Raw genomic sequence first — 23,773 nt, 5'->3', positions numbered from 1 at the left:
GATGGTGCCGGCCGGGTTTCGGTCGGCACCATCCGTGTTTCACGGTCGTCAGGTCCGGCGTTCGGCTGCGTTCGCTTCGCCTGACGTATCCGTCCCCTCCTCGGACCGTCTACCTCCAGCTCTGGGTCGTGCCGCCGTGGCACCCCACGGTGCGGAGCCCGCGGTCGCTGTCGTCCGCGCAGCGGCCGGTGCCCACGCTCTTGAACTGGATGGCGCCGCCCCCGAGCGAAGTCACCGTCCACTGCTGGGTCGTGCCGCCGTGGCACCCCACGGTGCGGAACCCGCGGTCGCTGTCGTCCAGGCAACGGCTCGTGGCGACGTTTTTCAGCTCGCGAACCCCGCCGATGGCGCGTACGGTCCACTGCTGGGTCGTGTCGCCGTGGCACCCCACGGCGCGCAATCCGCGGTCGCTGTCGTCCAGACAGCGGCTCGTTCCTATGTTCTGGTACGTCTGCGGGGCGAGCACGGTGACCTCTCCCGCGTCCTCCGCCATGGCCTGCGTGCTCAGCGCACCACCCAGCGCACTGCTCAGTGCGAGTGCGCCGCCTGCCGCCGCGAGTGCGAGCCTTTTTCGCCTCATGTGTTCTCTCCTCCATGGAACCGGGCCCGGTGCGGAGTGCCGCCGGACCGTTCGCCCCAAGGTGTAGCGGCACACGTGTTGTTCGCGTTCGGTCACTGGTGCCGAACAAACAACTCCTGAAAAATGTGACGACGCAGCGACCACTGCGACACGGGGGAACGTCAAGGGGGAGGTGCGGCGATGCCGCGCAGGGAGAGGCCGTTGGACTCCGGAGAGGGGCCGTTACGCGAGTTGGCCGCGGGGCTGCGGCAGTTGAGGCAGAAAGCCGGCACCCCGCCCTATCGGGAGCTGGCGGAACGGGCGCACTACTCGATCTCGACCCTGTCCTCCGCTGCGTCCGGGCAGCGGCTGCCGACGCTGGCCGTGACACTGGCGTACGTACGCGCCTGTGACGGGGACGTGGCGGCCTGGGAGCGCCGTTGGCGGGACGCGGCGGTGCGGCTCGGCGAAGGGCATGCCGTCGTCGAGCCCGCCGAGGAGCCCGGCACTCCCCAGCCGTATGCGGGTCTGCGCTCCTTCCGGGAGCAGGACGCGGAATGGTTCTTCGGCCGGGAGCAACTGGTGGAGGAGCTGGCCGGGCGGCTGGAGAGCCGGCGGTTCGTCGTGGTGATCGGGGCTTCGGGTTCGGGGAAGTCGTCGCTGCTCAGGGCGGGGCTGGTGCCGCGCCTGCAGCCCGAGGCGACGGTGGTGGTACTGGCGCCGGGGCCGCGGCCTCTGGAGGAGTGCGCGGTGCGGCTGGGTGCGTTGGCGGGCGTCTCGCCTGGCGGACTGTACGGGGAGTTGCGGCGCGACCCGGAGAACCTGGACCGGCTGGTGCGGCAGATCGGCGTCCGTTCTCAGGAGGACGGGGGCATCGTGCTGGTCGTCGACCAGTTCGAGGAGACCTTCACGCTGTGCCGGGACGACACGGAGCGGCGGAGTTTCATCGAGGCACTGGTCACCGCGGCCTCGGCCGAGTCCGGCCGGTGCCGGGTGGTCCTCGGCGTGCGCGCCGACTTCTATGCCCACTGCACCCACCATCCGTTGCTGGTGGAGGCGATGCGTGACGCGCAGGTGCCGGTCGGGCCGATGAACATCGAGGAGTTGCGCCGGGCCGTGGTGAGACCGGCCCAGCAGGCCGGTTGCACCATCGAGGGCGCGCTGTTGGCATCGCTCACCGCACAGGCACACGGCCAGGCCGGCATGCTTCCGCTGCTGTCGCACGCCCTGCTGCAGACCTGGCGGCGGCGCCGTGGCAACGCGCTGACACTGGAGGCGTTCGAGGCGGCGGGCGGACTAGAGGGCAGCCTGGCCCGCACCGCGGAGGAGTTCTACGGACAGCTGGAGCCGGAACAACGCAAGCTTGCGCGGCGGGTGTTCGTGCGGCTGACCGCGCTGGGCGACGGGACGGAGGACACCAGGCGGCCGACACGTCTGGAGGAGCTGGAGGGGCTGGCCGGGCAGTCCGACGGCGCCGACATCGCCGGTGTCCTGGACCGGGCGGCCCGAGCGCGGCTGCTGACACTGGGGCACGAGCGGGTGGAGGTGGCCCACGAGGCGCTGATCCGCTGCTGGCCCAGGCTTCACGGGTGGCTGAGCGAGGACCGGGATGCCCTGCGGGTCCTGCGTCAGCTCACCGACGCGGCACACGCGTGGGAGACGCTGGGGCGGGATCCCGGTGCGCTGTACCGAGGCACGCGGCTGGACATGGCCGCGGCGCTCGACCGCGGCTCCCTGTCCGTGAAGGAGCGGGAGTTCCTCGACGTGAGCCGGACCGCGGCGGACGGCGAACAAGCCGCCGCACGCCGCGGTGCCCGCCGCCTGCGCCGGCTCACCTTGTTGCTCACCGTGCTTCTGGTCACGGCCTCGGCCACCGCTCTGTACGCGGTGCGCGCGCAGGGCACCGCCACCCGGCAGCGCAACATCGCCCTGTCCCAGAAGGTCGCGGACCAGGCCACCGCACTGCGCTCCACCAACCCGGCGCTCGCCACCCAGCTCAGCCTCGCCGCCTACCGCCTGGCCCCCACCACCGAGGCCCGCAGCAGTCTGCTCAGCGCCTTCGCGACCCCCTACGCGACCCGGCTCACGGGCCACTCCGACAACGTCAACGCCGTGGCCTATCGCGCAGACAGCCGCACGCTGGTCACCGGCAGCAACGACAACACCGCCCGACTGTGGAACATCGGCAAACCCCACCGCCCACGCCCGCTGGCCACCCTGGCCGGGCACACCGAGAAGGTCAGCCACGTCGCCTTCAGCTCCGACGGCCACACACTGGCCACCGCGAGCTGGGACGACACCGTCCGGCTGTGGGACGTCGTCGACCCGCGCAGGCCGCATCGTACGGCCGTGCTGCGCGGCCACACCGGCGACGTCAACGCCGTGGCGTTCAGCCCGGACGGCACCGCCCTCGCCACCGCGAGCACCGACGGCACGGTGCGGCTGTGGGACGTCACCGATCCGCGGAGCCCGCGCGCGACGGCCACGCTGCGTGCCGGCGACGACACGCGCGCCGCGGTCGTCTCCGTGGCCTTCGGCCCCGACGGCCGCACCCTGGCCGCGGCCGGCTTCGATCGCGCCGTACAACTGTGGACGCTCAATGCCTCCGGGGGCGCCCGAAGGTCGGCCACCCTGACCGGCCATACCGCCGCTGTCAGCTGGGTGGTGTTCAGCCCCGACGGAAAGACGCTGGCCAGCGCGAGCTGGGACCGGACCGTGCGGCTGTGGAACCTGGCCTCCCCAGGACGACCGGCCCGGTCGGTGGTCCTGACCGGACACTCCGACGGCGTGCGTTCCGTCGCCATCAGCCCGGACGGACGCACACTCGCCAGCGCCGGCCTGGACCGCACCGTGGGGGTGTGGGACATCAGCGACACGCGCCGACCGCAGCGGTCGGCCGTGCTGACCGGGCACACCGACGCCGCCGTCTTCGTGGCCTTCAGTCCCGACGGCCGTACGCTGGCCAGCGCCGGGGACGACCAGACCGCCCGCCTGTGGGACCTTGCCACCGCCACCCTCCACGGCCATACCGACGCCGTGTGCGCGGTGGCGGTGAGCCCCGACGGCCGCACTCTGGCCACCGGCGGTCACGATCGCACCGCGCGGCTGTGGGACATCACCGCTCCCCGCCGCCCCCGCGAACTCGCCACCCTCACCAGGCACAAGGACGCTGTGTGCGGGCTGGCGACGAGTCCCGACGGCCGGACCCTGGCGACCGGCAGTCACGATGGCACGGCCCGGCTGTGGGACATCAGCGATCCACGCGACCCCCGTGAGCTCGCCACCCTCACCGGACACGGCAACCACGTGAACACGGTGGCCTTCAGTCCCGACGGCAACACCCTGGCCACCGCCGGCCTGGACGGCACCGTGCGTCTCTGGGACGTCGAAGACGCGCGCCGCCCCCGCGAGTCGACCTCCGCCATCGGACACTCCAGGGGCGCCAACGCCGCCGTCTTCAGCCCGGACGGCACCGTCCTGGCCACCGGGGGATGGGACCGCACGGTACGGCTGTGGAACGTCGGCGACCCCCGCCACCCGAAGAGGCTGGACACCTCACCGGCGCTCTCCGAGGGGGTCAGCGCCGTCGCCTTCAGCCCGGACGGCGACACCCTGGCCACCACGGAATTCGGTGGTGAGACGCGCCTGTGGAGTGTCGAGGGCCGCCGCCTGCACCGGACAGCGGTCCTCGACGGCCACGTCGGCGCCGCCTACTCGCCTGTGTTCAGCACCGACGGGAACACCCTGGCCACCATGGGCTCCGACGGCACCGCCCGCCTGTGGGACACGACGGATCCGGGCCGCCCCCACGCGCTGGCCTCTCTCAGCAGCGAGAACTCGTACCTCGCAGCGGCATTCGGCCCTGACGGTCACAGCCTGGTGACCGCGGGCGCGGACCGCACCACCCGCCTGTGGGAGACCACCCCGAAACGCGTCGCCGACCGCGTATGCCGACTCAGCCGCCCCACGATCACTCGCCCCGAGTGGAGGAAGTACTTCGGAAACCTGGCCTACCGGCCCCCATGCCCGTAACCCTGCCCGTAAAGAGTGTCCTGTCCCGTCGGCAGCGATCGGATCGAGGGTCGGGCATCGCGCCGGTCTTCGGTGGGCGCCATGTGTCCGTTCGCCCGGTCGTCAGTAGAACTCGACCGTGTTCACCCTGTTGAGCAGGCTCTCTCCGTCGAGGAGGCGGGTGGCGTTGGTGGCGAAGAGTTCGGCGATGAGGCGGTCCTCGGCGGTGCTCAGGGCGGCGGTGTGGGGGCTCACCAGGACGTGGTCGTGGTTCCAGAGGGGGCTGTGGGACGGGAGTGGTTCCGTCTCGAAGACGTCCAGTGCGGCGAAGCCGACTCGGCCGGAGTCCAGGGCCTCGATGAGGGCGCCCTCGTCGACGACGCTTCCGCGGCCGACGTTCACGAGGGTCGCACCGGGCCGGAGGGCGTCGAAGAACCGCTTGTCGAGCAGGTGCTCGGTCGCTGCGGTGCCGGGGAGGGTGTTCACGACGGCGTCCACCGTCGGTGCCACCTCGGCGATCCGGTCGAGGGGTACGACCTCGTCGACCCCGGGAACAGCGTTGCCGCTCCTGCTCGTTCCAATGACCCTCGCGCCCAGCGCGTGCAGCTTCCGGGCGACGACCCGGCCGATGCCGCCGAGGCCGAGCAGCAGGATCGTCTGCTCGCTCACCTGCCCCATCGTCCAACGGCCGCCCCACTCGTGATCCCGTTGCCCTCGGACCAGGCGGGGGAGACCCTTGGCTCCGCCGAGCACGCCGAAGACGGCGAACTCGGCGAGCGGCTGTCCGTGCACTCCGGCGGAGGTGGTGAACAGGACCCGTTCGAGTTCGTCGGCGGCGAGCCGCGCGGCCTTCACCTGGCTGCCGCCGCCCGCGGCCATCGTGTGCACCCAGCGCAGCCCCCGGTTGGCGCGGACCGTCCGTGCCAGGGCGGCCGGGTCCACGTCGGGGATGCCGTAGAGCGCGTCGGCCGAGTCGAGGGACTCCTCGTAGGCCCGCTGTTGTGCCGGCGTGCGGTGCCAGGTCGGGTCACCGGCGAAGTCGGCCGGCCACCGCATCGGCGGGAGCAGCGCCTGGTCGACGACGAGGTCGATCCGTGGTTCCAGCGCCAGGATCCGCGCGCAGTTGTCCTCCGACAGCGGCGCGGCGACCGCGACGCGGAGCCTGCCGGGGGCTCGTTCCTCGGTTCCCATCAGGCGTTTCGACTCCGCAGCTCCGCGACCTCGGCGTCGAGGTCGGCCTCGCGGGCGACGATCGCCTCGACCGCCGTCAGCGCCTCTTCGGCGCGATGGGGTGGGATGACGATGACGCCGTCGCCGTCGGCGACGACGATGTCGCCCGGGTTCACCACGACACCACCGAGAGCGACGGGTTCGCCGATGGTGCCCGGTCCGTTCTTGAAGGGGCCGGCGGGCGTGAGCCCACGTGCGAAGACCGGTACGCCGAGCTTCTCGACGATCGCGCCGTCACGGACGTAGCCGTCGACGACCGCGCCGACGGCGCCGAACACGTCGAACCGCTGGGCGAGGTTGTCACCGATGATGGCGCGGCCCTCGTAGCCGAAGGCGTTGATGACCAGGATGTCCCCGGGGCGGATGTGGTCGAGCGCGGCGATCACCGCCTTGTTGTCACCGGCGACGGTGAGTACGGGCAGCGCGGTGCCGACCGCCTTCGCTCCGCTCCAGACCGGGGAGATCCCGCCGTCCACGATGTTCAGCCGGTCCAGGGCGTCGCCGAGATTGGCCACGGAATGCTCGCGGAACCGCTGAAGCAGCTGCTGGTCCGGGCGCTCCCAGGCAGGAGCCACACGCACGTTGTCTTCGGTCATCACAGTCTCCTGCGGGTGGTGTCGGGGATGGGAGCCAAGGGCCCGTCCGCCCCGTCGCGGCCGGGAAATGCGAAAGGTTTCGCGTTTCGCGAGAGTCAGTGTGCATCCATCCGTGCCCCGAGACAAGGGCGGGCCGGGGTGGCGACGGCCTGGCGGGCCCCGTCGCCCGGAGCCTGCGGCCGGGAGTGTGGCCTGGTCGGCGCCTTGTGGACCGGCCGGGGAGTGTGGTGCCCGATCGGCGCGGTGGCACCGGGGCGCGGTGGGGGGTGGCGGGCTCGCGGGCGGCTGTCGGCCGGCTTTTGGGTGGTCGATGGCCGGCCGGTGGGCGGTCGCCGGACCGCCGTCTCTCCGGTGAAGTCCTGGTGGCCGAGGGTGGAATCACGCCGGAACCACAAGTTTTACCTGGAGGCAACTTCCATCCTTGACCGCCTCGGAATGCGAATCTATTCTCATTCGAGATTTGAGTCGCAACTTGGCTCGGATGTGCCCCTACGATCCGCTCCAGAACGTGCTCCACTGGCGCGAACGGGGCGGGTGGGGGCGTCACCAGCCGTCCACCGACACCTCCAGAACATCCTCCGACGACACCGAGGCCCGCTCTACCGCCGAGGTGTCATCGTCGCCTTCCCACGAGGATCCGGAACGCAGGCGGAACACCCCGGCACATGGGCCACCGCAGGCAGCGACGACGTTCAGCGTACGACTGTTCAGGACACCGTCCCCGGAGTCCGCGACCGAAGGTGAACGTATGACAACGTCAGATCGGCTCGACACGACGTCAGATCGTCACGACGCATCGTCGGACCAGCTCGACGCGACCACGGCCGGTGTGGTCACGGCCGACGGCAAGATGGTCCGCAAGGTCACGGTCGCCGGAGCCATAGGCTCCTTCGTCGAGTGGTACGACTACGGCATCTACGGCCTGCTCGTCACCTATCTCGCGATCAACGTCATGGGGGAGGCGGAAGCCGGCGGGCTCTTCCTCACCAACGTCGGCTTCCTCGTCAGCTTCGTCGCGCGGCCGTTCGGCAGCGTCATCTGCGGCTACCTGGGAGACAGGCTCGGGCGGAAGAGACTGCTGGCCACCCTGCTGGTGCTGATCTCCGCCGCCACGGCGGCGATCGGCCTCATCCCCTCCCACGCCGCCATCGGCGTCGCCGCGCCCGTGCTGCTGGTCGCGCTCCGTGTGCTGCAGGGCTTCTCGGCCGGTGGCGAGGTGGCGGGCGCCATGTCGTTCGTCGGCGAGTACGCCCCGGACGCCCGCCGCAACTACATGATGAGCTTCATCGCCGTCGGCTCGTTCATCGCGCTCATGGTCGGCAGCGCCTTCTCGGCCATCCTCATCTCGACGCTCGGCGACGACGCCATGGCCTCCTGGGCCTGGCGGATCCCCTTCCTCGTCGCCGTCCCGCTCGGCTATGTCGGCTTCTACATCCGCCGCCAGCTGGAGGAGACCCCGCACTTCAAGGCACTGCGCGAGCGCAACACCGTCGTACGCAACCCGCTGAAGGACGCGCTCACCTCCCCGCGGCACCTGAAGGCGATCGTGCTCACGATCTTCCTGCCCGCGCTCAACGGACCTGGCTACTACCTGCTGTTCGTCTACATGCCGACCTATCTCAAGACCTCGCTCGGCGACGACAACAACTTCTCCATGCTGCGGGCGCTCACCGTCACCGCCGTCAGCCTGGTCGCCATCGCCGTCTGTATCCCCCTCATGGCCCGGCTGTCGGACCGTATCGGCCGCAAACCCGTCCTGCTGATCTCCGCCGTCGCGATGGCCGTGGTCTCGTACCCGATGTTCCTGCTGATCACCACCGGCGAGTTCGCGCTGGCCTGTATCGGCACCACCGTTCTCGCGATCGCCTTCTCCGGCCACGCCGCCGTCGTGCACACCGTGCTCGCCGAGATGTTCCCGACCACGGTTCGCTACTCGGCCTACAGCATCGGGTTCAGCATCTCGACGATCATCTTCGGCGGCAGCGCCCCGCTGCTGATGACCGAGCTCATCGAATCGACCGGGTCCAATCTGATCCCCGCCTTCGCCGCCATCATCACCGCCCTGATCACCCTGGTCAGCATCGCGTTCGTACGCGAGACCAAGGGTCGTCCGCTGGCAGCCCACTGACCGCCACCACCCCGGGAGACACCATGGGAATCAACTCGGTAGCCGTCGTCGCAGACCTCGGCGAGAGCTTCGGCAACTACACGATCGGCGACGACAACGCCCTCCTCGGCCTCGTCACCGCGTCGAACATCGCCTGCGGTTTCCACGCCGGCGACCCGCGCGTCATGGACAAGACCGTCGCCGACTGCGTGGAGCGCGGTATCGAACTCGGCGCGCACCCCGGATACCCCGACCTCGTCGGATTCGGCCGCCGGCTCATCGAGGCGTCGGAGGAGGAGATCCGTACCGACGTCCTCTACCAGCTCGGCGCGCTCGACGCGTTCGCAAGGGTGCACGGCGGGACGATCACCCACGTGGCGCCCCACGGCCGGATGGGCTCGATCGCGCAGACCGACGCCAAGCACGCCCGCGCCATCACGGACGCGATCGCCGCGTACAACACGGACTACGTCGTGATCTGTCAACGCGGCCTGCTCGCCGAGGAGTCGCGCAAGCGCGGCCTAGAGGTCGGTTACGTGTTCCTGGCGGACCGCGGCTACGGCGACGACGGCATGCCCGTCTCGCGCTCGCACGAAAAGGGTCTGATCTACGACCCCGAGCTCATCGGCGAGCGCTCCGCCCAGGTCGTACAGGAGGGCACCGTGCTCTCGGTCGACGGCAACGTCGTACCGCTCGGCCACGACGCCGACGTGCTGCTTCTGCACGGAGACCACCCGACCGTCCTGCAGAACGGCCTCGCGCTGCGGGCCGCGCTCGACAAGGCGGGAGTTCGCGTCGCCGGCCTGCGGGACGTCCTGAAGGAGAAGGCCGAGGTCGCGCTCGCCCGTTGAGGGCAGCGCGCGGGAGCCAGCCGATGACCAGTGCACCGTTCGGTACCGTCGCCGTCGAGCCCTTCGGGGACTCGGCGGTGATGGTGACCGTCCCCCACGCCGAACAGGCGATCCGCAGATCCGCGATCGTCGCCTTCCGCGACCGGTTCCTCGCGCACCGCCCCCACGGCGTGCTCGATGTCGTCTCCGGTCTGGAGTCCCTGCTCATCGAGTTCGATCCGCTGCGGACCGCGCCGGAGCACGTGGAGTACGCGGTCCGGCTGCTGGCCCGGTGGGCGCCGGGCGATGGTCCGGAACTCCCGCGTGCGGTACGGGAGTTCGCCGTGCCGGTCGTCTTCGACGAGGAGACCGGCCCCGATCTGGTGTCCGTCGCCGAGGAAGTGGGCCTGGAGCCCGCCGAGTTGGTCGACTCGATCGCCAAGTCCACCTTCACGATCGCACTGTTGGGCGCCGCGATGGCTCCGATGATGGACGGGCTGGAGCTGCCCAAGCCGGTGCGCCGGCGTGCCGAGCCGCGTACGGACGTCGCTCCCGGCGCGATCATGATCGCCGGTGACAACGCGATCATCCAGCCGTTCCCCGGCCCGACCGGCTGGCGCGTGGTCGGGCGCACTCCGCACACCATCGTCGACATCTCCCGCCCCGACCCCGTCTCGTTCGGCCCCGGCGACGTCATGCGCTTCGTACCCGTCACGCGGGACGAGGCGGCGGAGCTGGACGCCGGCTTCCTGCTGCCGGTGGAGGTGTCCCTGTGACGACCGTGAAGACAGCCATGGCGATGAGAACCGTGGCGCTCGAATTCACCGGCACCGGATGGACCACCACGTTCCAGGACCTCGGCCGCCGCGACACGGAACGGCGTGGTGTCCCCACCGGCGGCGCCGCCGACCAGCACTCCGCGGTCGTCGCGAACCTCCTCGTGGGCAACCCCCGCGGCGCGACCCTGATCGAGAACCTCGGCGGGGAGCTGGCGCTCGTTCCCGACGCCGACGTCCTGCTCGCCGTGACCGGCGCACCCGCCCGCGTCACCGTCGGCGGCGCTCCCGTCGAGAGCTGGTCGCCGCTGGTGGTACGGAAGGGCCATGAGGTACGGGTCCACGCCGACGCCAACCGGGGGACCCGCACGTATCTCGCCGTGAACGGCACGCTCGCCGCGGAGACCCTGCTGGGCAGCGCCGCCCCGGACGCCCGGATGGGGTTCGGGCAGATCGTCACCCGGGGCTCGCGCGTGCTGCTGGAAACGGAGTTCCAGGGTTTCCGGCGACGGCTCTTCGAGCCGCCGTTGTTCCGGCTGCCCGTCCCCGTCCCGCGCTTCGACGAAGGGCCCTGGGTCGTCGATGTCGTCGCGAGCCACGGCATCCACGCGATCCCCGGCATCCGCGAGGTGATCGAGGAGTCGGAGTACGTCGTCACCCCCCGCTCCAACCACGTCGGGCTGCGGCTGGACGGCCCGGTGCTCCACCCGGACACCGACACCGAGATCGTGTCGCACGGGGTCCCCGTCGGGGCGCTGCAGATCCCGCACGCCGACGAGCTCATCGTGCTCGGCAGATACCGGAGCCTGACGGCGGGCTATCCGATCGTCGGCGTCGCCTCACGGGCCTGTCTGCCGCTGCTCGGGCAGGCCGGTTCGGGGCGGCGGCTGCGGTTCCGCTGGACCGACCGGGAGAGTTCGCTCCGCCGGTTCGCGCGGCGCGAGGCGGAGGTCCGAACGCTGGAACACGCGGTCGCGGAGGCCTTCGCCGCGCTCGGCTTCGAGACGTCCTTGCCCCGGCAGTAGCTGCGAAGCTATTCTCATTTGAACTTGAATTCTCATATCGATCGTGTCGAGCATGCTGATCATGGAGGAGGAACGGTGACGACGTCGGCCGGCAGGACCGCGCTCATCACAGGGGCCGGCAGCGGGATGGGGCTCGAAACAGCGCGGCTCCTGGCCCGGGACGGCGCCACCGTCGTGCTCGTCGGCCGCAGGCAGGAGGCACTCGACGAGGTCGCGGCCACGATCCGCGCCGAGGGCGGGACCGCACTCGCCCTCGCCGCGGACATCACCCGCACGGACGACGTGACGCGGGTCCTCGACCGGGTCCACGCCGCCCTCGGCCCGGTCGACATCCTGGTCAACAACGCGGGCAGCGCGTCGACCGTGCTCAACCCGCAGTGGCTCCCGCACGACGAGTGGCGCCAGGTCCTCGACGTGAACCTCACGGCCGTCTTCCAGCTCACCCAGGCCGTGCTTCCCGACATGCTCGGCCGCGGCACCGGAACCATCGTCACCGTCTCGTCGCTCGCCGCCGTCAACCCCAACCTGCTCGGCGGCGCCGCCTACGGCGCGGCCAAGGCCGGGGTGCGCAACTTCATGACGTTCCTGCACAACACCTTCCGCAACCAGGGACTGCGGGCCATCACCGTGCTGCCCGGCGAGGCGGACACACCCATCCTCGACAACCGCGCGCGACCGCCGGCCGCCGAGGAACGCGCCCACATGCTGCAGCCCGAGGACGTGGCCGAGGCAGTCCGCCTGGCCGTCGCCCTGCCCCAGCGCGTCGTCCTCCAGGAGATCGTCGTCGCCCCCACCCGGCAGCGGGACACCTCCGCCGACCTGGAGATCAGCCGCTGGGCGGGCGCCCCCGCCGACGCCGCACCGCAGCCCTGACCACCTCGTCTCCAGCCCTGCTTCGAGCACCCGCTTCCAGCACTTCGCCTCCAGGAGGAGCGCATGCCGTCAACCGTCTCCACGTACCCGCCCCGGTTCGCCACCGCCGAGGCCGTCGCCCGGATAGCCGCCGCCTCCCGCCGGACGCAGCAGCCGCAGTCCAAGGGCGACCTCGTCTCCCTCGCCATGGGTGAGCCCGACTTCGACACGCCCCAGCAGGTGACCGAGGCGGCGGACGCCTCGCTCCGCGCCGGACGCACCCACTACTCACCGCTGCTCGGCGAACCGGAACTGCGCGAGGCACTCGCCGAGAAGCTGAAGGGCATCGCCGGAACGCCGGTCTCCGCCGCGGACATCCTCATCACGCAGGGCGGTACCGCCGGCCTCGCCGCATCGATCCTCTCCATCGTCGACCCCGGCGACAAGGTGGTCATCCCGGACCCCACGTACTCCCTCTACGCCGACCTGGTCAGCATGGCCGGCGGCACCGTCGTACCCGTCCCGCTCGCCCCGGACCTGCACTGGGACCTCGACCGGCTCGCCGACGCCCTCGACGGCGCGAAGCTCTTCGTCTTCTGCAACCCGAGCAACCCGACCGGCATCGTGCACAGCCGCGCCGAACTCGACGCGCTCGCCGACCTGTTGGACGGCACCTCCACGATCGTCATCTCCGACGAGGCGTACTCGGACCTCGACTACACCGGCCGCCCCTTCACCTCGGCGATCTCCCTCGACGGACTGCGCGACCGTACGGTCTACTGCCAGACCTTCTCGAAGAGTTACGCGATGACGGGCTGGCGCGTCGGCTACCTCTGGGGCCCCGCCCCGCTCATCCAGGCCGCCGCGCGCATCCACAACACGTTCAACGGCTCCGTGAACACCTTCATCCAGGACGCCGCCCTCGTCGCCGTGCGGACCTGCGACGCCGACATCGCCAGGATGCGGGCCGCCTACCAGGAGCGCGGCGCGATCATGCGCGCGGGACTCGCCGAGATCCCCGGCCTCACGCTCAGCGCGTCGGAGGGGGCGTTCTACCAGTTCCCGCGCTACGACCTCGACCTGCCCGCCGTGGAGGTCGTGGCGGCCCTGCGCACGCACGGTGTCGCGGTCCGGCCCGGGAGCGAGTTCGGCGCCCGGGGCGAGGGGCACCTGCGGCTGTCGTACGCTGCCAGCCCGGAGTCCATTTCCGAGGGTGTTCGCCGGCTGGCGTACGGCCTCTCGGCCCTTCAGTGAACGCCGTTCCGCAGCAACGGGGGAGTCGACCCATGCGCAGTGACACCGAGCGCAACCGCAGGTACCTCATCAAGGCCGCCGCGCTGCTGTTCGAGAACTCGCCGACGCCCGTGAGCCTGGCCGAGATCGCCAGGCAGGCCGAGGTGTCGACCGCCACGGCGTACCGGCACTTCTCCTCCGTCGAGGAGATCCTGCACGCCTTCCGGGCTCAAGTCGGCTCCGAACTGCGCGACTTCAGCGCGCGGCAGAGCACCCGGGGCATGGCGAGGCTGGAGGCGGTGTCCCGCTGCTGGGTGTCGCTCGTCCTCGAACACGGCGGGGCGATGGCGCAGATGCGCTCGCACCGCGGATATCTGGAGCGGCTGCGCGAGGGCACCGGCTATCTCGCGCCGCAGGCCGAGGCGCTCGCCGAACCGTTGCGGCAGACCACCGAGGAACTCGGGCTCGGCGACCTGGGCGACGAGGCCCTGTTCCTGTGGAACCTCCTGTTCGACCCCCGCGACATCCTCGACCTCATCAAGAGCGGTCACACCGAGGAAGAGGCCGCCACCCGCCTGGTGACCGCCCTGCGCGGCGCCCTCGTCGGCTGGTCCGCGGCGGCGGACGGGAATCACTGAGGCCGCTCCGAAGCACCGACGAGGTCATGCCCCTCACGTCATCCCGGCGATGGCCCTGTCGGCCTTCGCGCGTGCTGCTTCGACATACTCCAGTGCCTCGCGGGTCGACTCGAACGGGAACACGGTGTCGACGACGGGGCGGATCCGATCCGGGCCGGGCCCGGACATGCCCGGGCCCGGCCCGGATCGGATGATCCCGGACCGGGCCGGACCGGCCGTACTCGGCTGCCGATCAGTCGAAGGCGGCGGCGAACATGCCGGGCTCGTAGGAGCCTCCCCGCTGGTGCACGATCACGGCGAGTCGGTTGGCCGCGTTGATCAGGGCGACCAGGCAGACCAGCGCGGCGATCTGGTCGTCGTCGTAGTGCTTGCGCGCCTGGGCCCAGGTCTCGTCGGACACGCCTTGGTGGGCGTCGGCGAGCCGGGTGCCCTCTTCGGCGAGCGCCAGCGCGGCCCGCTCGGCCTCGGTGAACACGGTGGACTCGCGCCAGGCGGCGACCAGACCGAGCCGGACCGCCGTCTCACCGGCGGCCGTCGCCTCCTTGGTGTGCATGTCGATGCACCAGCCGCAGCCGTTGATCTGGCTGGCGCGCAGCGACACCAGCTCCTGCGTGGACTTCGGCAGCGGCGACTGCTGGATCACCAGGCCGGTGCCTGCGAACCGCTTGGCGAACTTGCCGGCGATCTCGTTGCCGAACAGGTTGAAACGGGCGTCCATGACTTCGTCCTCTCGCGGTGTTGCGCCGGCGTGGTGTCGCGCCGGCCGAACACGAGATGCCGGCGCCCCGCTCCCTGTGACCGGACGGTCGTGTGACGTGGGCCACCGCTCATGGATGTCACAAGACGGCGGCGACCGGCGTCTTGTGCGCGTGACACCGTCGACAGCGAACAGGCAGGAGCAGCCGGTGACGAGCGAGCACGGCGAGCGCACAGAGGACACGGCCGGGCGGCTCGCCGACGGCGGACGCACGGACGCCGCCACCGAGGCGTTCGTCGCCCATCGCAACCTGCTGTTCACCGTCGCCTACGAGATGCTCGGCTCGGCCGCCGACGCGGAGGACGTCCTTCAGGAGACCTGGCTGCGGTGGGCGGGCGTCGACCTCGGCACGGTGCGGGACCAGCGCGCGTACCTGGTACGGATCACCACGCGCCAGGCACTGAGCCGGCTGCGTACGCTCGGCCGCCGCAAGGAGTCCTACGTCGGTTCCTGGCTGCCCGAGCCGCTGCTCACCGCGCCCGACGTGGCCGAGGACGTCGAGCTGGCCGACAGCGTCTCGATGGCGATGCTGCTCGTGCTGGAGACTCTGCAGCCGACCGAGCGGGCCGTCTTCGTGCTGCGTGAGGTGTTCGACCTCGGGTACGACGAGATCGCCGAGGCCGTCGACAAGAACCCCGCCGCGGTCCGCCAGATCGCGCACCGGGCCCGGGCGCATGTCGCGGCGCGGCGGCCGCGCGGGGTCGTCTCCCCGGCCGAGACCAGAAACGCGCTCGACGCGTTCCAGCGGGCGGTCGACACGGGTGACCTGCAGAGCCTGCTCGACATCCTCGCGCCGGATGTCGTCCTCCTCGGCGACGGCGGCGGGGTCAAGCAGGCCGTGCTGCGGCCCATCGTGGGGGCCGACAAGGTGGCCCGCCTGCTGGTCGCGGGGCTTGGCAGGGTCGCCGACGCGGTGTCGCTGCGGCCTGTGCAGGTCAACGGCCATCCGGCGCTGATCGTGCGGCTCGACGGCGAGCTCGACACCGTCGTGGCGGTGCGCATCGAGGACGGCCTCATCACCGGCCTCTACGCCGTCCGCAACCCCGAGAAGCTGTCACACATGCAGCGGGAGACCGCCCTGCGCCGCTGAGACAGGGGCCAGAGGTCAGAGGCCAGGGGCCAGGGGCCAGGGGCCCTCGGAGTGAACTCCGGTCTGAGCGGGCCCGCGAGCCCGGGACGGGTGGTTCACGATCGAGGGCGGGCGCCGGGTCCCAGCCGGGCGGTGACATCGCGGGGAGTCAGGGCGGAGTGTTCCGCGGAGCACTCGACGACGACGCGGACCGGGGCGTCGCAGCCGGTGTGACGGACGTCCAGTACGAGGCCCTCGGGGGCGGGGGCGTAGGTCTCGCCCCACTGGCCCAGCGCCATCAGGACCGGCCACAGGTCCCAGCCCTTGCGGGTCAGGCGGTACTCGTTGCGGGAGCGGCTGCCCGCCTCCCGGTAGGGGACGGTCTTCAGGATGCCGGCCGAGATCAGCTTCCGGAGCCGGTCGCTGAGGACGGCCTCCGACAGGCCGATGTGGCGGTGGAAGTCGTCGAAGCGGCGGACTCCGTTGGCGGCGTCACGCAGGATCAGCAGCGTCCATTTCTCCCCGATCACGTCGAGCGTCCGCTGGACGGGGCAGTTCTCCGTGCTCACCTCAAGCCACTCCATCCCGTCATCGTAAGGGCCTGGCTTCGTCATTGACAGTCAGGTGAACCGGAAGCTAGCTTCGTTTGCAGAAGCCAGATGGGGAGGCGCCGGATCGTGGGACGAACGCGTACGTATCAGTGGGAGGACCCAGCGGCCCTGGCGGAAGCCGCCGGACGCATGGCGGGCATCGACTTCCTGCGCGAGCTGCGGGCGGGGCGACTGCCGGGGCCGCCCATCAGTTACACCATGGACTTCACCCTGGACGAGGTGGAGCCCGGCCGAGCGGTCTTCTCCCTGACGCCGGGGGAGGAGCACTACAACCCGATCGGCAGCGTGCACGGCGGAGTCTTCGCCACTCTGCTCGACTCGGCGGCGGGTTGCGCGGTCCAGTCCACCCTCCCGCAAGGCATGGCGTACACCTCGCTCGACCTGACGGTGAAGTTCCTGCGGCGGATCACCGTGGACACGGGCACGGTGCGCGCCATCGGTACGGTCGTCAACCAGGGCCGTCAAACCGCCCTCGCCCAGGCACAGTTGGTCGACACGAAGGACCGCCTGCTCGCCCACGCCACCAGTAGCTGCCTGCTCTTTCCGGTGCCGCTCGTTCAGGGGTGAGACGCCGCCTCGGCCGGTGCCGGTGCATGTTGCCGTGCCGGTCGGCGCCAGTCGTTGTCGGGCGGTCGGCATCCGTCAGTGTCGGACGGCCGGTGTTCGTCGTCGGGCAGTTGCTCGCGCTGGACCGTGCTCAGGGGGATGGGTTCGCGGCCGAGCAGGGTGGCCAGTGTCGGGTCGACGACGGCGAACTCGGCGGCGCGGCTCGCTGTGAAGATGCCGGGCAACTGGTCCGCCGCCTCGGCGGGGACGTCGCGGCCCGTCAGCTATTGCCGGAACCGGTCGTCGGGCGCGGGGCTCCTCGTGATGGTGACGCCGGTGACGCCGGTGACGCCGGTGACGTCGGTGGCGATGCGGGCGATGTTGTCGAAGGTCAACGCCTGTGCCGCGGTGAGCGGGGCGTGGGGCCGTCGAAGCGGCCTTCGTCGGCCGGGACGGCGGCGGGCGCGTCGGCGAGTCGGCGTGGTCGGTCCAGCTGACGGGTCCGTCCGCGGGGAGCACGACCTGGCCGGATCGCGTGGCGTGGCCCAGGAACCGCACCGCGCCGGCGGCGCCAGAGCCACGCCGCCCGTATGGTTCCCGGCACACCTCTGAGAACGCCCGACGCGCCACTGAGGGCAGTGCCCCGGCGTAGCCCGAGCGGTGCCCCGGTGCAGCCCGTCGGTCGCACCGTCCTCGGCAGACCTCTCGGCGACGGAGCCCCTGTCACCGCGGGCTGTCCTGGGTGTGCCGCACCTAGGGAAACGGCGGCCTGGTTGCCGTGCGGGCGTGGAGCGAGTCTTGGGCCGGAAGCCACTCGGCCGAGACGCGGCGCCTCCCGCGGCGCCTTCGAAGAGCCACCCGAAAGGGGCCCGCCATGAGCACCGACGACACCACCAGCGCCGGCCTTCTCGAACAACTGCGACGCCGGTCCGCCGATCCACGTCGGCGCATCCTGTTCACCGGCGCCACCATCGTCACCATGGACCCGGAACTGGGCATCCTGCACAACAGCGACCTGCTCGTCGAGGGTGACGCCATCGCCGCGATCGGGTCGAACCTGACCGCGGAGGCTGCGGAGGGCGCGGTGGTCGTCGACGCCTCCGGCACGATCCTGGCACCCGGCTTCGTCGACACCCACCGGCACGCCTGGGAGACCCAGCTGCGCCGGATCATGCCCGACGTCGACGACCTCGGCGGCTATGTGATGTCCACGCTCGCCGGACACGCCACCGTCTACCGCCCGCAGGACATGTACGTCGGCACCAGGCTGGCGGCGCTGACCGCGATCGACAGCGGTATCACCACCATGCTCGACTTCTCCCACAACTCCCGTACCCGCGAGCACTCCGACGCGGCGATCGAGGCTCTGCGGGACACCGGTATCCGCGGGGTGCACGCCTCGATGGGGCCGCACTTCGGGGAGTGGGACCGCCAGTGGCCGGCCGACCTGACCCGCCTCAAGGACCAGTACTTCAGCAGCGACGACCAACTGCTCACGCTGCGTATGGCGACGCTGGCCACCGACGAGATCGCCGGCCCCGTCCTCGCGTACGGCCCCGAACTCGCCCGTATCGCAGCCGACTTGGGCATCGGCGTCAGCGTCGACGCGGTCTTCGGTACGGCCTCGTCGGAGGCTGTACGGTCCTGGGCCGAGCACGACATCCTCGGCCCCGATGTCACCCTGATCCACGCCACCGGTCTGACCTCCGAGGCATGGAAGGCGATGGGGGAGTCGGGCACCACGGTCGCCCTCGCGCCCACCTCGGACGCACAGATCGGGCTGGAGACCGCGATCCCCGCGGTGGACGAGGCGCTCGCCGTCGGCATCCGCCCCGGCCTGAGCATCGACGTCGAAGTCGCCCTCGCCAGCGACATGTTCACCCAGATGCGAACCCTGCTCGCGATCCAGCGGATGCGCGCGGTCAACGCCGCCTACGGCACCGGCGGCGACCTCTCCCGCATCACCACGCACGACGTCCTGGACTTCGCCACCCTCCAGGGGGCGCGGACCAGCGGCCTCGGCGACGTCACCGGCTCCCTCACCCCTGGCAAGAAGGCCGACCTGCTGGTCGTCCAGGCCGAGGATCTCAACAACATGCCGCTCAACGACCCCATCGGCACACTGGTGTTGGGCTCCGACGCCCGCAACATCACCGGCGTCCTGGTGGGCGGCCGACCCCGCAAGTGGAACGGTCAGGTTCTCGACGTGGACCTCGCGGCGCTGCGGAGCGAGGTCAGCGCGTCCCGGACGTACGTACTCAACACACCAGCGCGCTGACCGGAGTTCGAGCCGCTCCTCGCTCTACGGCGTCATCTCCGCGGCGGCCTCTCCCGTGACAGTCCTCCCCACGACTGCCTCGCCCCCGACGGTCCCTTCCGGCCGCCGCCGCTCGGTCGGCACGCGGCAAGCGGAGTCGCCTGCCTGAGTGCCGCGACATGGCGTACGGCGCCAACGGCAGCTTCGCCCGCCAGGTGACTGCCGGATCACTCCGGATACGCCTCCGCGTCCTTCTGCAGCTGTACGGCCGCCAACAGGCTCAGCTGCGGTTCCGCCTGGCGGAGTGCCTTCACCGCCTCGACCGAGGTGATGTCCCCGGTGAAGCCCGCGTCGGCCAGCCGGGAGCGGACCCAGCGGGCGCGCAACTGGGTTTCGGTGGCGGCGGCGGTGGACTCGACGAGTGCGGCAGCGCGTTCCAGGCCCGGGCGCTCTTCAGGCGAGGCCCCGGCGAGCGCCTGACGCAGGGCCGCCGCGACCACGTCCGCGTCCCGGATGGCCAGCACGAAGTTGTTCTTCTTGCTCAGTCCCATGATTCCTGTCATGCGGAACAGCCTGGCCGTCATGATCCGTCCGTGCCAAGCGACTTGAGCAGGCTCAGAGGGTGGGCCACCGGCTACGAGCCGCCGGCTGTCCGCCGACCCGTCATGGCGGGGGAGGAACAGCCGAGCGCATGAAGGCGACGGTCTCGGCGACGTCGATGCTCTGGAGTACGTCGATGTCGTGGATGAGGTCGGCCATCAGCTTGGACGCGTCGGGGTCGGTGACGTGGTCGGGCAGTTCGTGTCGACCATGCCGGGCTCGACGGGCAGCAGCCGGGTGAGGTGGCTGATGTACGCCTTGGTGCCGGAGTGGACGGAGAACCTCGCCAGGAGTTTCAGCACCAATTCCGCGGCAAGCGCCGGTGACAAACCACGTAGCCATGGGGAAAGCCTCTTTCGTCGTTTCCCCTTTTCGGGGATTTCCTGCTGACGTATTCGGGTCTGTCCGTCGGCTACGACGCGATGAAGGCTGCGCTTTTCCTGGGAGTCCCATTCCTGGGAAGGCGAGGCGGACGTCAGGGAGGTACTTCGGGCGCGCTGATGGAACCCAGCAGGGACAGGCGGTCCGCGGAGAGGGAACCCGGCTCCGGCTGCAGGATGACGAGCTGCTGCCCCGGAGCGCTGCGGATGGTGAGGGCCTCATGCCTCAACTCCAGGTCTCCCACGCAGGAGTGGTACATCTCCTTGACCTCGTACGGCGGGACCCGGGTGTACTCGCGTGCCCACAGGGAGCGGAACTCGCCGCTGCGCACCGACAGTTCACCGACGAGCTCCAGGACGCGGGGATCCTCGGGAGTGCTCGCGGCGGTCTGCTGAAGGTCGGCGACAGCACGGTTCCTGGCCCGTTCCGGGTTCCGGTAGAAGGTCTTCGCCGCGGGGTCCAGGAAGAGCATGCGCAGTACGTCGTCGTGCTGCGCGAAGTCACAGTAGAGGGCGTCCGCCAGTGCGTTGGTGGCCAGCAGGTCCTGGGCGTGGCCAATGATGAAGGCCGGTGTCCTTGTCCAGCTCTCGATCAGTCGCCGCAGGTGCGGGCGGACACGCTCGACCCGGATGGGGGACCTCGTGCGGCGGGTCGCCGGCCGGGCCGGCCGGAGGAGTTCCCTCTTGTCCTCCTCCCCGAGGTGCAGCACGCGGGCCATGGCCTCCAGAACCCGTGGCGAGGGGCTGAGTTCACGGCTCTGCTCCAGCCGGCTGTAGTAGCTCAGGCTGACACCCGCGAGCGCCGCGACCTCGTCGCGCCGCAGTCCGGGCACCCTTCGCCGGCCGGCGCCCGGCAGTCCCGCTCCCGCGGGGGTGAGGCGTTCCCTGCGGGAGCGGAGAAACCGACCCAGCCCTTCAACCAGGTCGGGGCCCGTGTCGTTGTCCATGATGTCGAGGCTAGGCGGAGAACACCCGGAAATGGTGTGCGGACGGTGGGTGCGTTACACCCAGGATTGCGGGGCGCACTTCAATCCATGGCTACGCTGCGTAGACGTGTGTGTCGCCTGGTGCCAATATTGTGCAACCTGGACTTCTGGTCGGCCGGAATCCATCTAGGCTTGCCGCATGAGCAATGGGACACCCTTGGGTGATTTCCTCAGAGCCCGTCGAGAGGCCCTCAAGCCGCACGACGTCGGTCTGCCCGAATACGGACGACGTCGGGTGCCGGGACTGCGCAGAGAGGAAGTCGCGCTGCTCGCAGGAGTGAGCTCCGACTACTACATCAGGCTGGAACAGGGACGTGAAAGCAGCCCCTCCGCGCAGGTGGTCGAGGCCGTGGCACTCGCGCTGAAACTGGACGCGGAGGCCGCCGGCCATCTCAACCGCCTCTGTCTCACCGCCTCGCAGCGCCAGCGGGGCCGGGGCGAGGAACAGGTCAGCCACCAGCTGTCGCAGCTGATGGACGGGTGGGAGCACACTCCGGCCTTCGTGGTCGGCCCGGCCCTCGACATCATGGCGGCCAACTCCCTCGCCACGGCCCTCCACAGCGGATTCGACCAGTTCGACAACCTCGCCCTCATGGTGTTCGTCGACCCGGCAGGGCGCGAGTTCTACCAGGAATGGGAGCAGGCCGCGCAGTCCTCTGTCGCCGAGATCAGGGCCGCCTACGGCCACGATCCCGCGTCGGCCCGTATCGCCGAGGTCGTCGCGGAACTGTCTGCCCGGAGCGAGGAGTTCGCCGCGCTCTGGAAGACGCACGAGGTCAAGAGCAAGTCCCAGGAAGGCAAGCGGCTCAGGCATCCCGAGGTCGGAGACCTGAACATCAAGTTCGCGGCTTTCACGGTCAACGGGGCTCCGCATCAGCAACTGGTCGTCTACCAGGCCGAACCGGCCGGCCCCACGGCGGCCGCCTTCGAGACGCTGAGGGCCCTGGCAGCCGCACCGAAGCAGGCCCGGGCCGTCGAGCCGGAGCAGCCCCGGGAGACCCCTCCCGTGACCGCCCCGGACCGGCCTCTGGGGCACGATGCGCTCCGCTATGCTCGCCCCCGTTCGAGTGAATGACGGCCGGTGGGTGTCCAGGCCCCGCCGGGAGGGAAATGTGGGAGCGCGTGTTATCCGGAGATGGCGATCACCAGGCGGGGATACGTGCGGAGCGCGGCTCGGGGCGGCTGATCGCCGGCCGGTATCTGCTCGATGACGTCCTCGGCAGGGGCGGGATGGGCACGGTCTGGCGGGCTCATGACCAGTTGCTGGACCGTCCGGTCGCCGTCAAGGAACTGCACATCCTCACCCACAGCGACGAGGAGCAGCGGGTACGGCTGCGTCGTGCGGTCCGTGAGGCGCGTGCGGTCGCGCGGGTGCCGCACCCGCATGTGGTGGGTGTCCATGACCTGGTCGAGTCCGAGGACCGGCTGTGGATCGTCATGGAACTCGTCCAGGGCCCCTCGCTGGCCCACCACATCGCCGAGACCGGACCGCTCACCCCGCGGCACACCGCCGCCCTGGGACTGCAGTTGCTGGACGCGCTGGTGGCGGTGCACGCGGCCGGCACCCTGCACCGGGACGTCAAGCCGGCCAACGTCCTGCTGCGCCGCGACGGCAGCGCCGTCCTGAGCGACTTCGGCATCGCGGTCCTGGACGACGGCGAGTTCCTGACCACCACCGGCGAACTGATCGGCTCCCTGGAGTTCATGGCCCCCGAGCGGGTGACGGGAGCCGACGTCGGCCCGGCCTCCGACCTGTGGTCGCTGGGCGCGACCCTGGCCACGGTGTGCGGCGGACAGTCCCCCTTCCGCAGACCGGCACGCCCCGCCACCCTCCACGCGGTGGCCTACGCCGAACCCGCCCTGAACGAACGGCTCGGCCCGCTGCGCCCGGTCATCGAGGCACTCCTGCGCAAAACCCCCGACGAACGCCCCACCGCCGCCCACACCCGCGACGCCCTGCACCACATCGCGGCCGGCCACCCGGACACCGAACCACTGCCGCTGCCGTCACCGACCGCCCACACCTCCCGGCCGTCGCCCCTGCTGTCCGACGCGGACACCATGACCAGCGGCCCCCGGCACCCGGCCCCCTACGGACAGACCATGCCGACGGCACCGCACACCACCTCCCTCAGGCCCTCACCCCAGCCCTCCTCCCGCCCCCGGAGCGCGAAGCGTCTGGGGTGGGCGCTGGCCGCAACCGCGGTACTGGCGGCGGGTGTTGGCGGCGCACTGTTCCTCACCGGGATGCTGCCGCTCAAGAAGGACCCCGTCACCACGACCACCCGCCAGGCCGTGAAGTCCACCACCGGCTGGCAGACAGTGACCGGGGTGACCGTCCAGCAGGGAGACAAGGTCACCGTGCGCTTCGTCTCGGGCCGGTGGACCGTCGACCACGTCAACATCCCCATGACCGGCCCGGCCGGCTACAACACGGCCATCGACCAGTCCCTGAACGGCGCCAAGGACTGCAAGATCAAACCCCAGGCACCGTTCGGCACCCTGCTCGCACGCCTCACCGCCGAGAACGACAACCTCCCCATCCGCACCGTCGGACGGAAAATGACCTTCGAAGCAGCCACCGACACCACCCTCCAACTCGCCATCAACGACACCGCCGACAGATGCGTCCAGGACAACCAAGGGGCCATAACCGTGCAAGTCAGCGTCACACACCAACCGTGACGGGCGAACGGTCCGCTGACGCGGT

The 23,773-nt window shown here is 70.7% G+C and carries 23 protein-coding genes; 13 read left to right on the top strand and 10 right to left on the bottom strand.

All coding sequences use genetic code 11. The annotated features are described in order from the left end of the window. Positions 1-109: 109 nt before the first annotated feature. Positions 110-580 carry an RICIN domain-containing protein gene (locus ACH4YP_RS03630; RefSeq protein WP_398489154.1) on the bottom strand — a complete coding sequence of 157 codons (471 nt, stop codon included), beginning with the start codon at positions 578-580 and terminating at the stop codon, positions 110-112. 201 nt (positions 581-781) lie between these two features. Here ACH4YP_RS03630 and ACH4YP_RS03625 point away from each other — a divergent pair, with 201 nt between their 5' ends. Continuing rightward, complete coding sequence (locus ACH4YP_RS03625; RefSeq protein WP_398489153.1) at positions 782-4,591, top strand: XRE family transcriptional regulator; 3,810 nt, start codon at positions 782-784, stop codon at positions 4,589-4,591. 102 nt (positions 4,592-4,693) lie between these two features. On the opposite strand, the gene ACH4YP_RS03620 is transcribed toward ACH4YP_RS03625, so the two are convergent. Both ACH4YP_RS03620 and ACH4YP_RS03615 read right to left on the bottom strand, forming a co-directional pair. Next, positions 4,694-5,761 carry a D-2-hydroxyacid dehydrogenase gene (locus ACH4YP_RS03620; protein ID WP_361063477.1) on the bottom strand — a complete coding sequence of 356 codons (1,068 nt, stop codon included), beginning with the start codon at positions 5,759-5,761 and terminating at the stop codon, positions 4,694-4,696. After that, a complete protein-coding gene (locus ACH4YP_RS03615) occupies positions 5,761-6,396 on the bottom strand; it encodes an RraA family protein (RefSeq protein WP_361063474.1) in 636 nt (211 codons plus the stop codon). Before ACH4YP_RS03615 ends, ACH4YP_RS03620 begins: the two co-directional genes overlap by 1 nt. A gap of 748 nt (positions 6,397-7,144) precedes the next feature. Here ACH4YP_RS03615 and ACH4YP_RS03610 point away from each other — a divergent pair. The 7 genes from ACH4YP_RS03610 to ACH4YP_RS03580 all read left to right on the top strand — a co-directional run bounded on the left by ACH4YP_RS03610 (position 7,145) and on the right by ACH4YP_RS03580 (position 13,857). Next, a complete protein-coding gene (locus ACH4YP_RS03610; RefSeq protein ID WP_361063471.1) occupies positions 7,145-8,524 on the top strand; it encodes an MFS transporter in 1,380 nt (459 codons plus the stop codon). A 23-nt stretch (positions 8,525-8,547) separates the two neighbouring features. Then, positions 8,548-9,354, top strand: a complete 807-nt coding sequence (locus ACH4YP_RS03605; RefSeq protein ID WP_398489152.1) for a LamB/YcsF family protein — start codon at positions 8,548-8,550, stop codon at positions 9,352-9,354. Between the two features lie 23 nt (positions 9,355-9,377). Beyond that, complete coding sequence (locus ACH4YP_RS03600) at positions 9,378-10,109, top strand: allophanate hydrolase subunit 1 (RefSeq protein WP_398489151.1); 732 nt, start codon at positions 9,378-9,380, stop codon at positions 10,107-10,109. Then, the gene (locus ACH4YP_RS03595) at positions 10,106-11,134 is read left to right on the top strand and encodes a biotin-dependent carboxyltransferase family protein (protein ID WP_398489149.1); all 1,029 of its coding nucleotides are present in this window, start codon (positions 10,106-10,108) and stop codon (positions 11,132-11,134) included. Before ACH4YP_RS03600 ends, ACH4YP_RS03595 begins: the two co-directional genes overlap by 4 nt. A gap of 75 nt (positions 11,135-11,209) precedes the next feature. Then, entirely contained in the window at positions 11,210-12,007 is a 798-nt protein-coding gene (locus ACH4YP_RS03590; protein WP_398489147.1) for an SDR family oxidoreductase, read from the top strand. Positions 12,008-12,070: 63 nt separating this feature from the next. Further along, the gene (locus ACH4YP_RS03585; RefSeq protein ID WP_361063456.1) at positions 12,071-13,240 is read left to right on the top strand and encodes an aminotransferase class I/II-fold pyridoxal phosphate-dependent enzyme; all 1,170 of its coding nucleotides are present in this window, start codon (positions 12,071-12,073) and stop codon (positions 13,238-13,240) included. 32 nt (positions 13,241-13,272) lie between these two features. Further along, positions 13,273-13,857: a helix-turn-helix domain-containing protein gene (locus tag ACH4YP_RS03580; protein ID WP_361063455.1), complete on the top strand. Its 585-nt coding sequence runs from the start codon at positions 13,273-13,275 to the stop codon at positions 13,855-13,857. Positions 13,858-13,890: 33 nt separating this feature from the next. Here the strand turns inward: ACH4YP_RS03580 and ACH4YP_RS03575 are convergent, their stop codons facing one another. Both ACH4YP_RS03575 and ACH4YP_RS03570 read right to left on the bottom strand, forming a co-directional pair. Then, on the bottom strand, positions 13,891-14,025 hold the full coding sequence (locus ACH4YP_RS03575) for a hypothetical protein (protein ID WP_398489146.1): 135 nt from the start codon (positions 14,023-14,025) through the stop codon (positions 13,891-13,893). Positions 14,026-14,089: 64 nt separating this feature from the next. Continuing rightward, the gene (locus ACH4YP_RS03570) at positions 14,090-14,575 is read right to left on the bottom strand and encodes a carboxymuconolactone decarboxylase family protein (protein ID WP_361063452.1); all 486 of its coding nucleotides are present in this window, start codon (positions 14,573-14,575) and stop codon (positions 14,090-14,092) included. 187 nt (positions 14,576-14,762) lie between these two features. Here ACH4YP_RS03570 and ACH4YP_RS03565 point away from each other — a divergent pair, with 187 nt between their 5' ends. Further along, entirely contained in the window at positions 14,763-15,704 is a 942-nt protein-coding gene (locus ACH4YP_RS03565) for an RNA polymerase sigma-70 factor (RefSeq protein WP_361063449.1), read from the top strand. A gap of 95 nt (positions 15,705-15,799) precedes the next feature. Here ACH4YP_RS03565 and ACH4YP_RS03560 read toward each other — a convergent pair whose 3' ends face one another. After that, positions 15,800-16,267 (bottom strand): helix-turn-helix domain-containing protein, encoded by a 468-nt coding sequence (locus tag ACH4YP_RS03560; RefSeq protein ID WP_361063446.1) that lies wholly within the window; start codon positions 16,265-16,267, stop codon positions 15,800-15,802. 93 nt (positions 16,268-16,360) lie between these two features. On the opposite strand from ACH4YP_RS03560, the gene ACH4YP_RS03555 reads away from it, so the two are divergent. Continuing rightward, positions 16,361-16,861 carry a PaaI family thioesterase gene (locus ACH4YP_RS03555; protein WP_398489145.1) on the top strand — a complete coding sequence of 167 codons (501 nt, stop codon included), beginning with the start codon at positions 16,361-16,363 and terminating at the stop codon, positions 16,859-16,861. Here the strand turns inward: ACH4YP_RS03555 and ACH4YP_RS03550 are convergent. Further along, on the bottom strand, positions 16,852-17,085 hold the full coding sequence (locus ACH4YP_RS03550; RefSeq protein ID WP_398489144.1) for a hypothetical protein: 234 nt from the start codon (positions 17,083-17,085) through the stop codon (positions 16,852-16,854). The genes ACH4YP_RS03555 and ACH4YP_RS03550 overlap by 10 nt on opposite strands. A 629-nt stretch (positions 17,086-17,714) precedes the next feature. Here ACH4YP_RS03550 and ACH4YP_RS03545 point away from each other — a divergent pair. After that, positions 17,715-19,118: an amidohydrolase family protein gene (locus ACH4YP_RS03545; protein WP_398489142.1), complete on the top strand. Its 1,404-nt coding sequence runs from the start codon at positions 17,715-17,717 to the stop codon at positions 19,116-19,118. Between the two features lie 206 nt (positions 19,119-19,324). Here ACH4YP_RS03545 and ACH4YP_RS03540 read toward each other — a convergent pair whose 3' ends face one another. From ACH4YP_RS03540 to ACH4YP_RS03530, 3 genes are all read right to left on the bottom strand, one after another. Further along, positions 19,325-19,660: a hypothetical protein gene (locus ACH4YP_RS03540; protein ID WP_361063438.1), complete on the bottom strand. Its 336-nt coding sequence runs from the start codon at positions 19,658-19,660 to the stop codon at positions 19,325-19,327. Positions 19,661-19,855: 195 nt separating this feature from the next. Beyond that, positions 19,856-19,999, bottom strand: coding sequence for a hypothetical protein (locus tag ACH4YP_RS03535; RefSeq protein WP_361063436.1), 144 nt, complete (start codon positions 19,997-19,999; stop codon positions 19,856-19,858). A gap of 173 nt (positions 20,000-20,172) precedes the next feature. After that, positions 20,173-21,024: a helix-turn-helix transcriptional regulator gene (locus ACH4YP_RS03530; protein WP_398489141.1), complete on the bottom strand. Its 852-nt coding sequence runs from the start codon at positions 21,022-21,024 to the stop codon at positions 20,173-20,175. A 178-nt stretch (positions 21,025-21,202) separates the two neighbouring features. Here ACH4YP_RS03530 and ACH4YP_RS03525 point away from each other — a divergent pair, with 178 nt between their 5' ends. Continuing rightward, on the top strand, positions 21,203-22,138 hold the full coding sequence (locus ACH4YP_RS03525) for a helix-turn-helix transcriptional regulator (RefSeq protein ID WP_398489140.1): 936 nt from the start codon (positions 21,203-21,205) through the stop codon (positions 22,136-22,138). A 47-nt stretch (positions 22,139-22,185) separates the two neighbouring features. Continuing rightward, positions 22,186-23,748 (top strand): protein kinase, encoded by a 1,563-nt coding sequence (locus ACH4YP_RS03520; protein ID WP_398489138.1) that lies wholly within the window; start codon positions 22,186-22,188, stop codon positions 23,746-23,748. The last annotated feature ends 25 nt before the right edge of the window (positions 23,749-23,773 follow it).

The organism is Streptomyces sp. NPDC020747 (assembly GCF_044334695.1).
In the GTDB taxonomy this organism is placed as follows: domain Bacteria; phylum Actinomycetota; class Actinomycetes; order Streptomycetales; family Streptomycetaceae; genus Streptomyces.
Note: the sequence above shows the minus strand (reverse complement) of the source record. Positions and strands in the feature narration are given on the sequence as shown.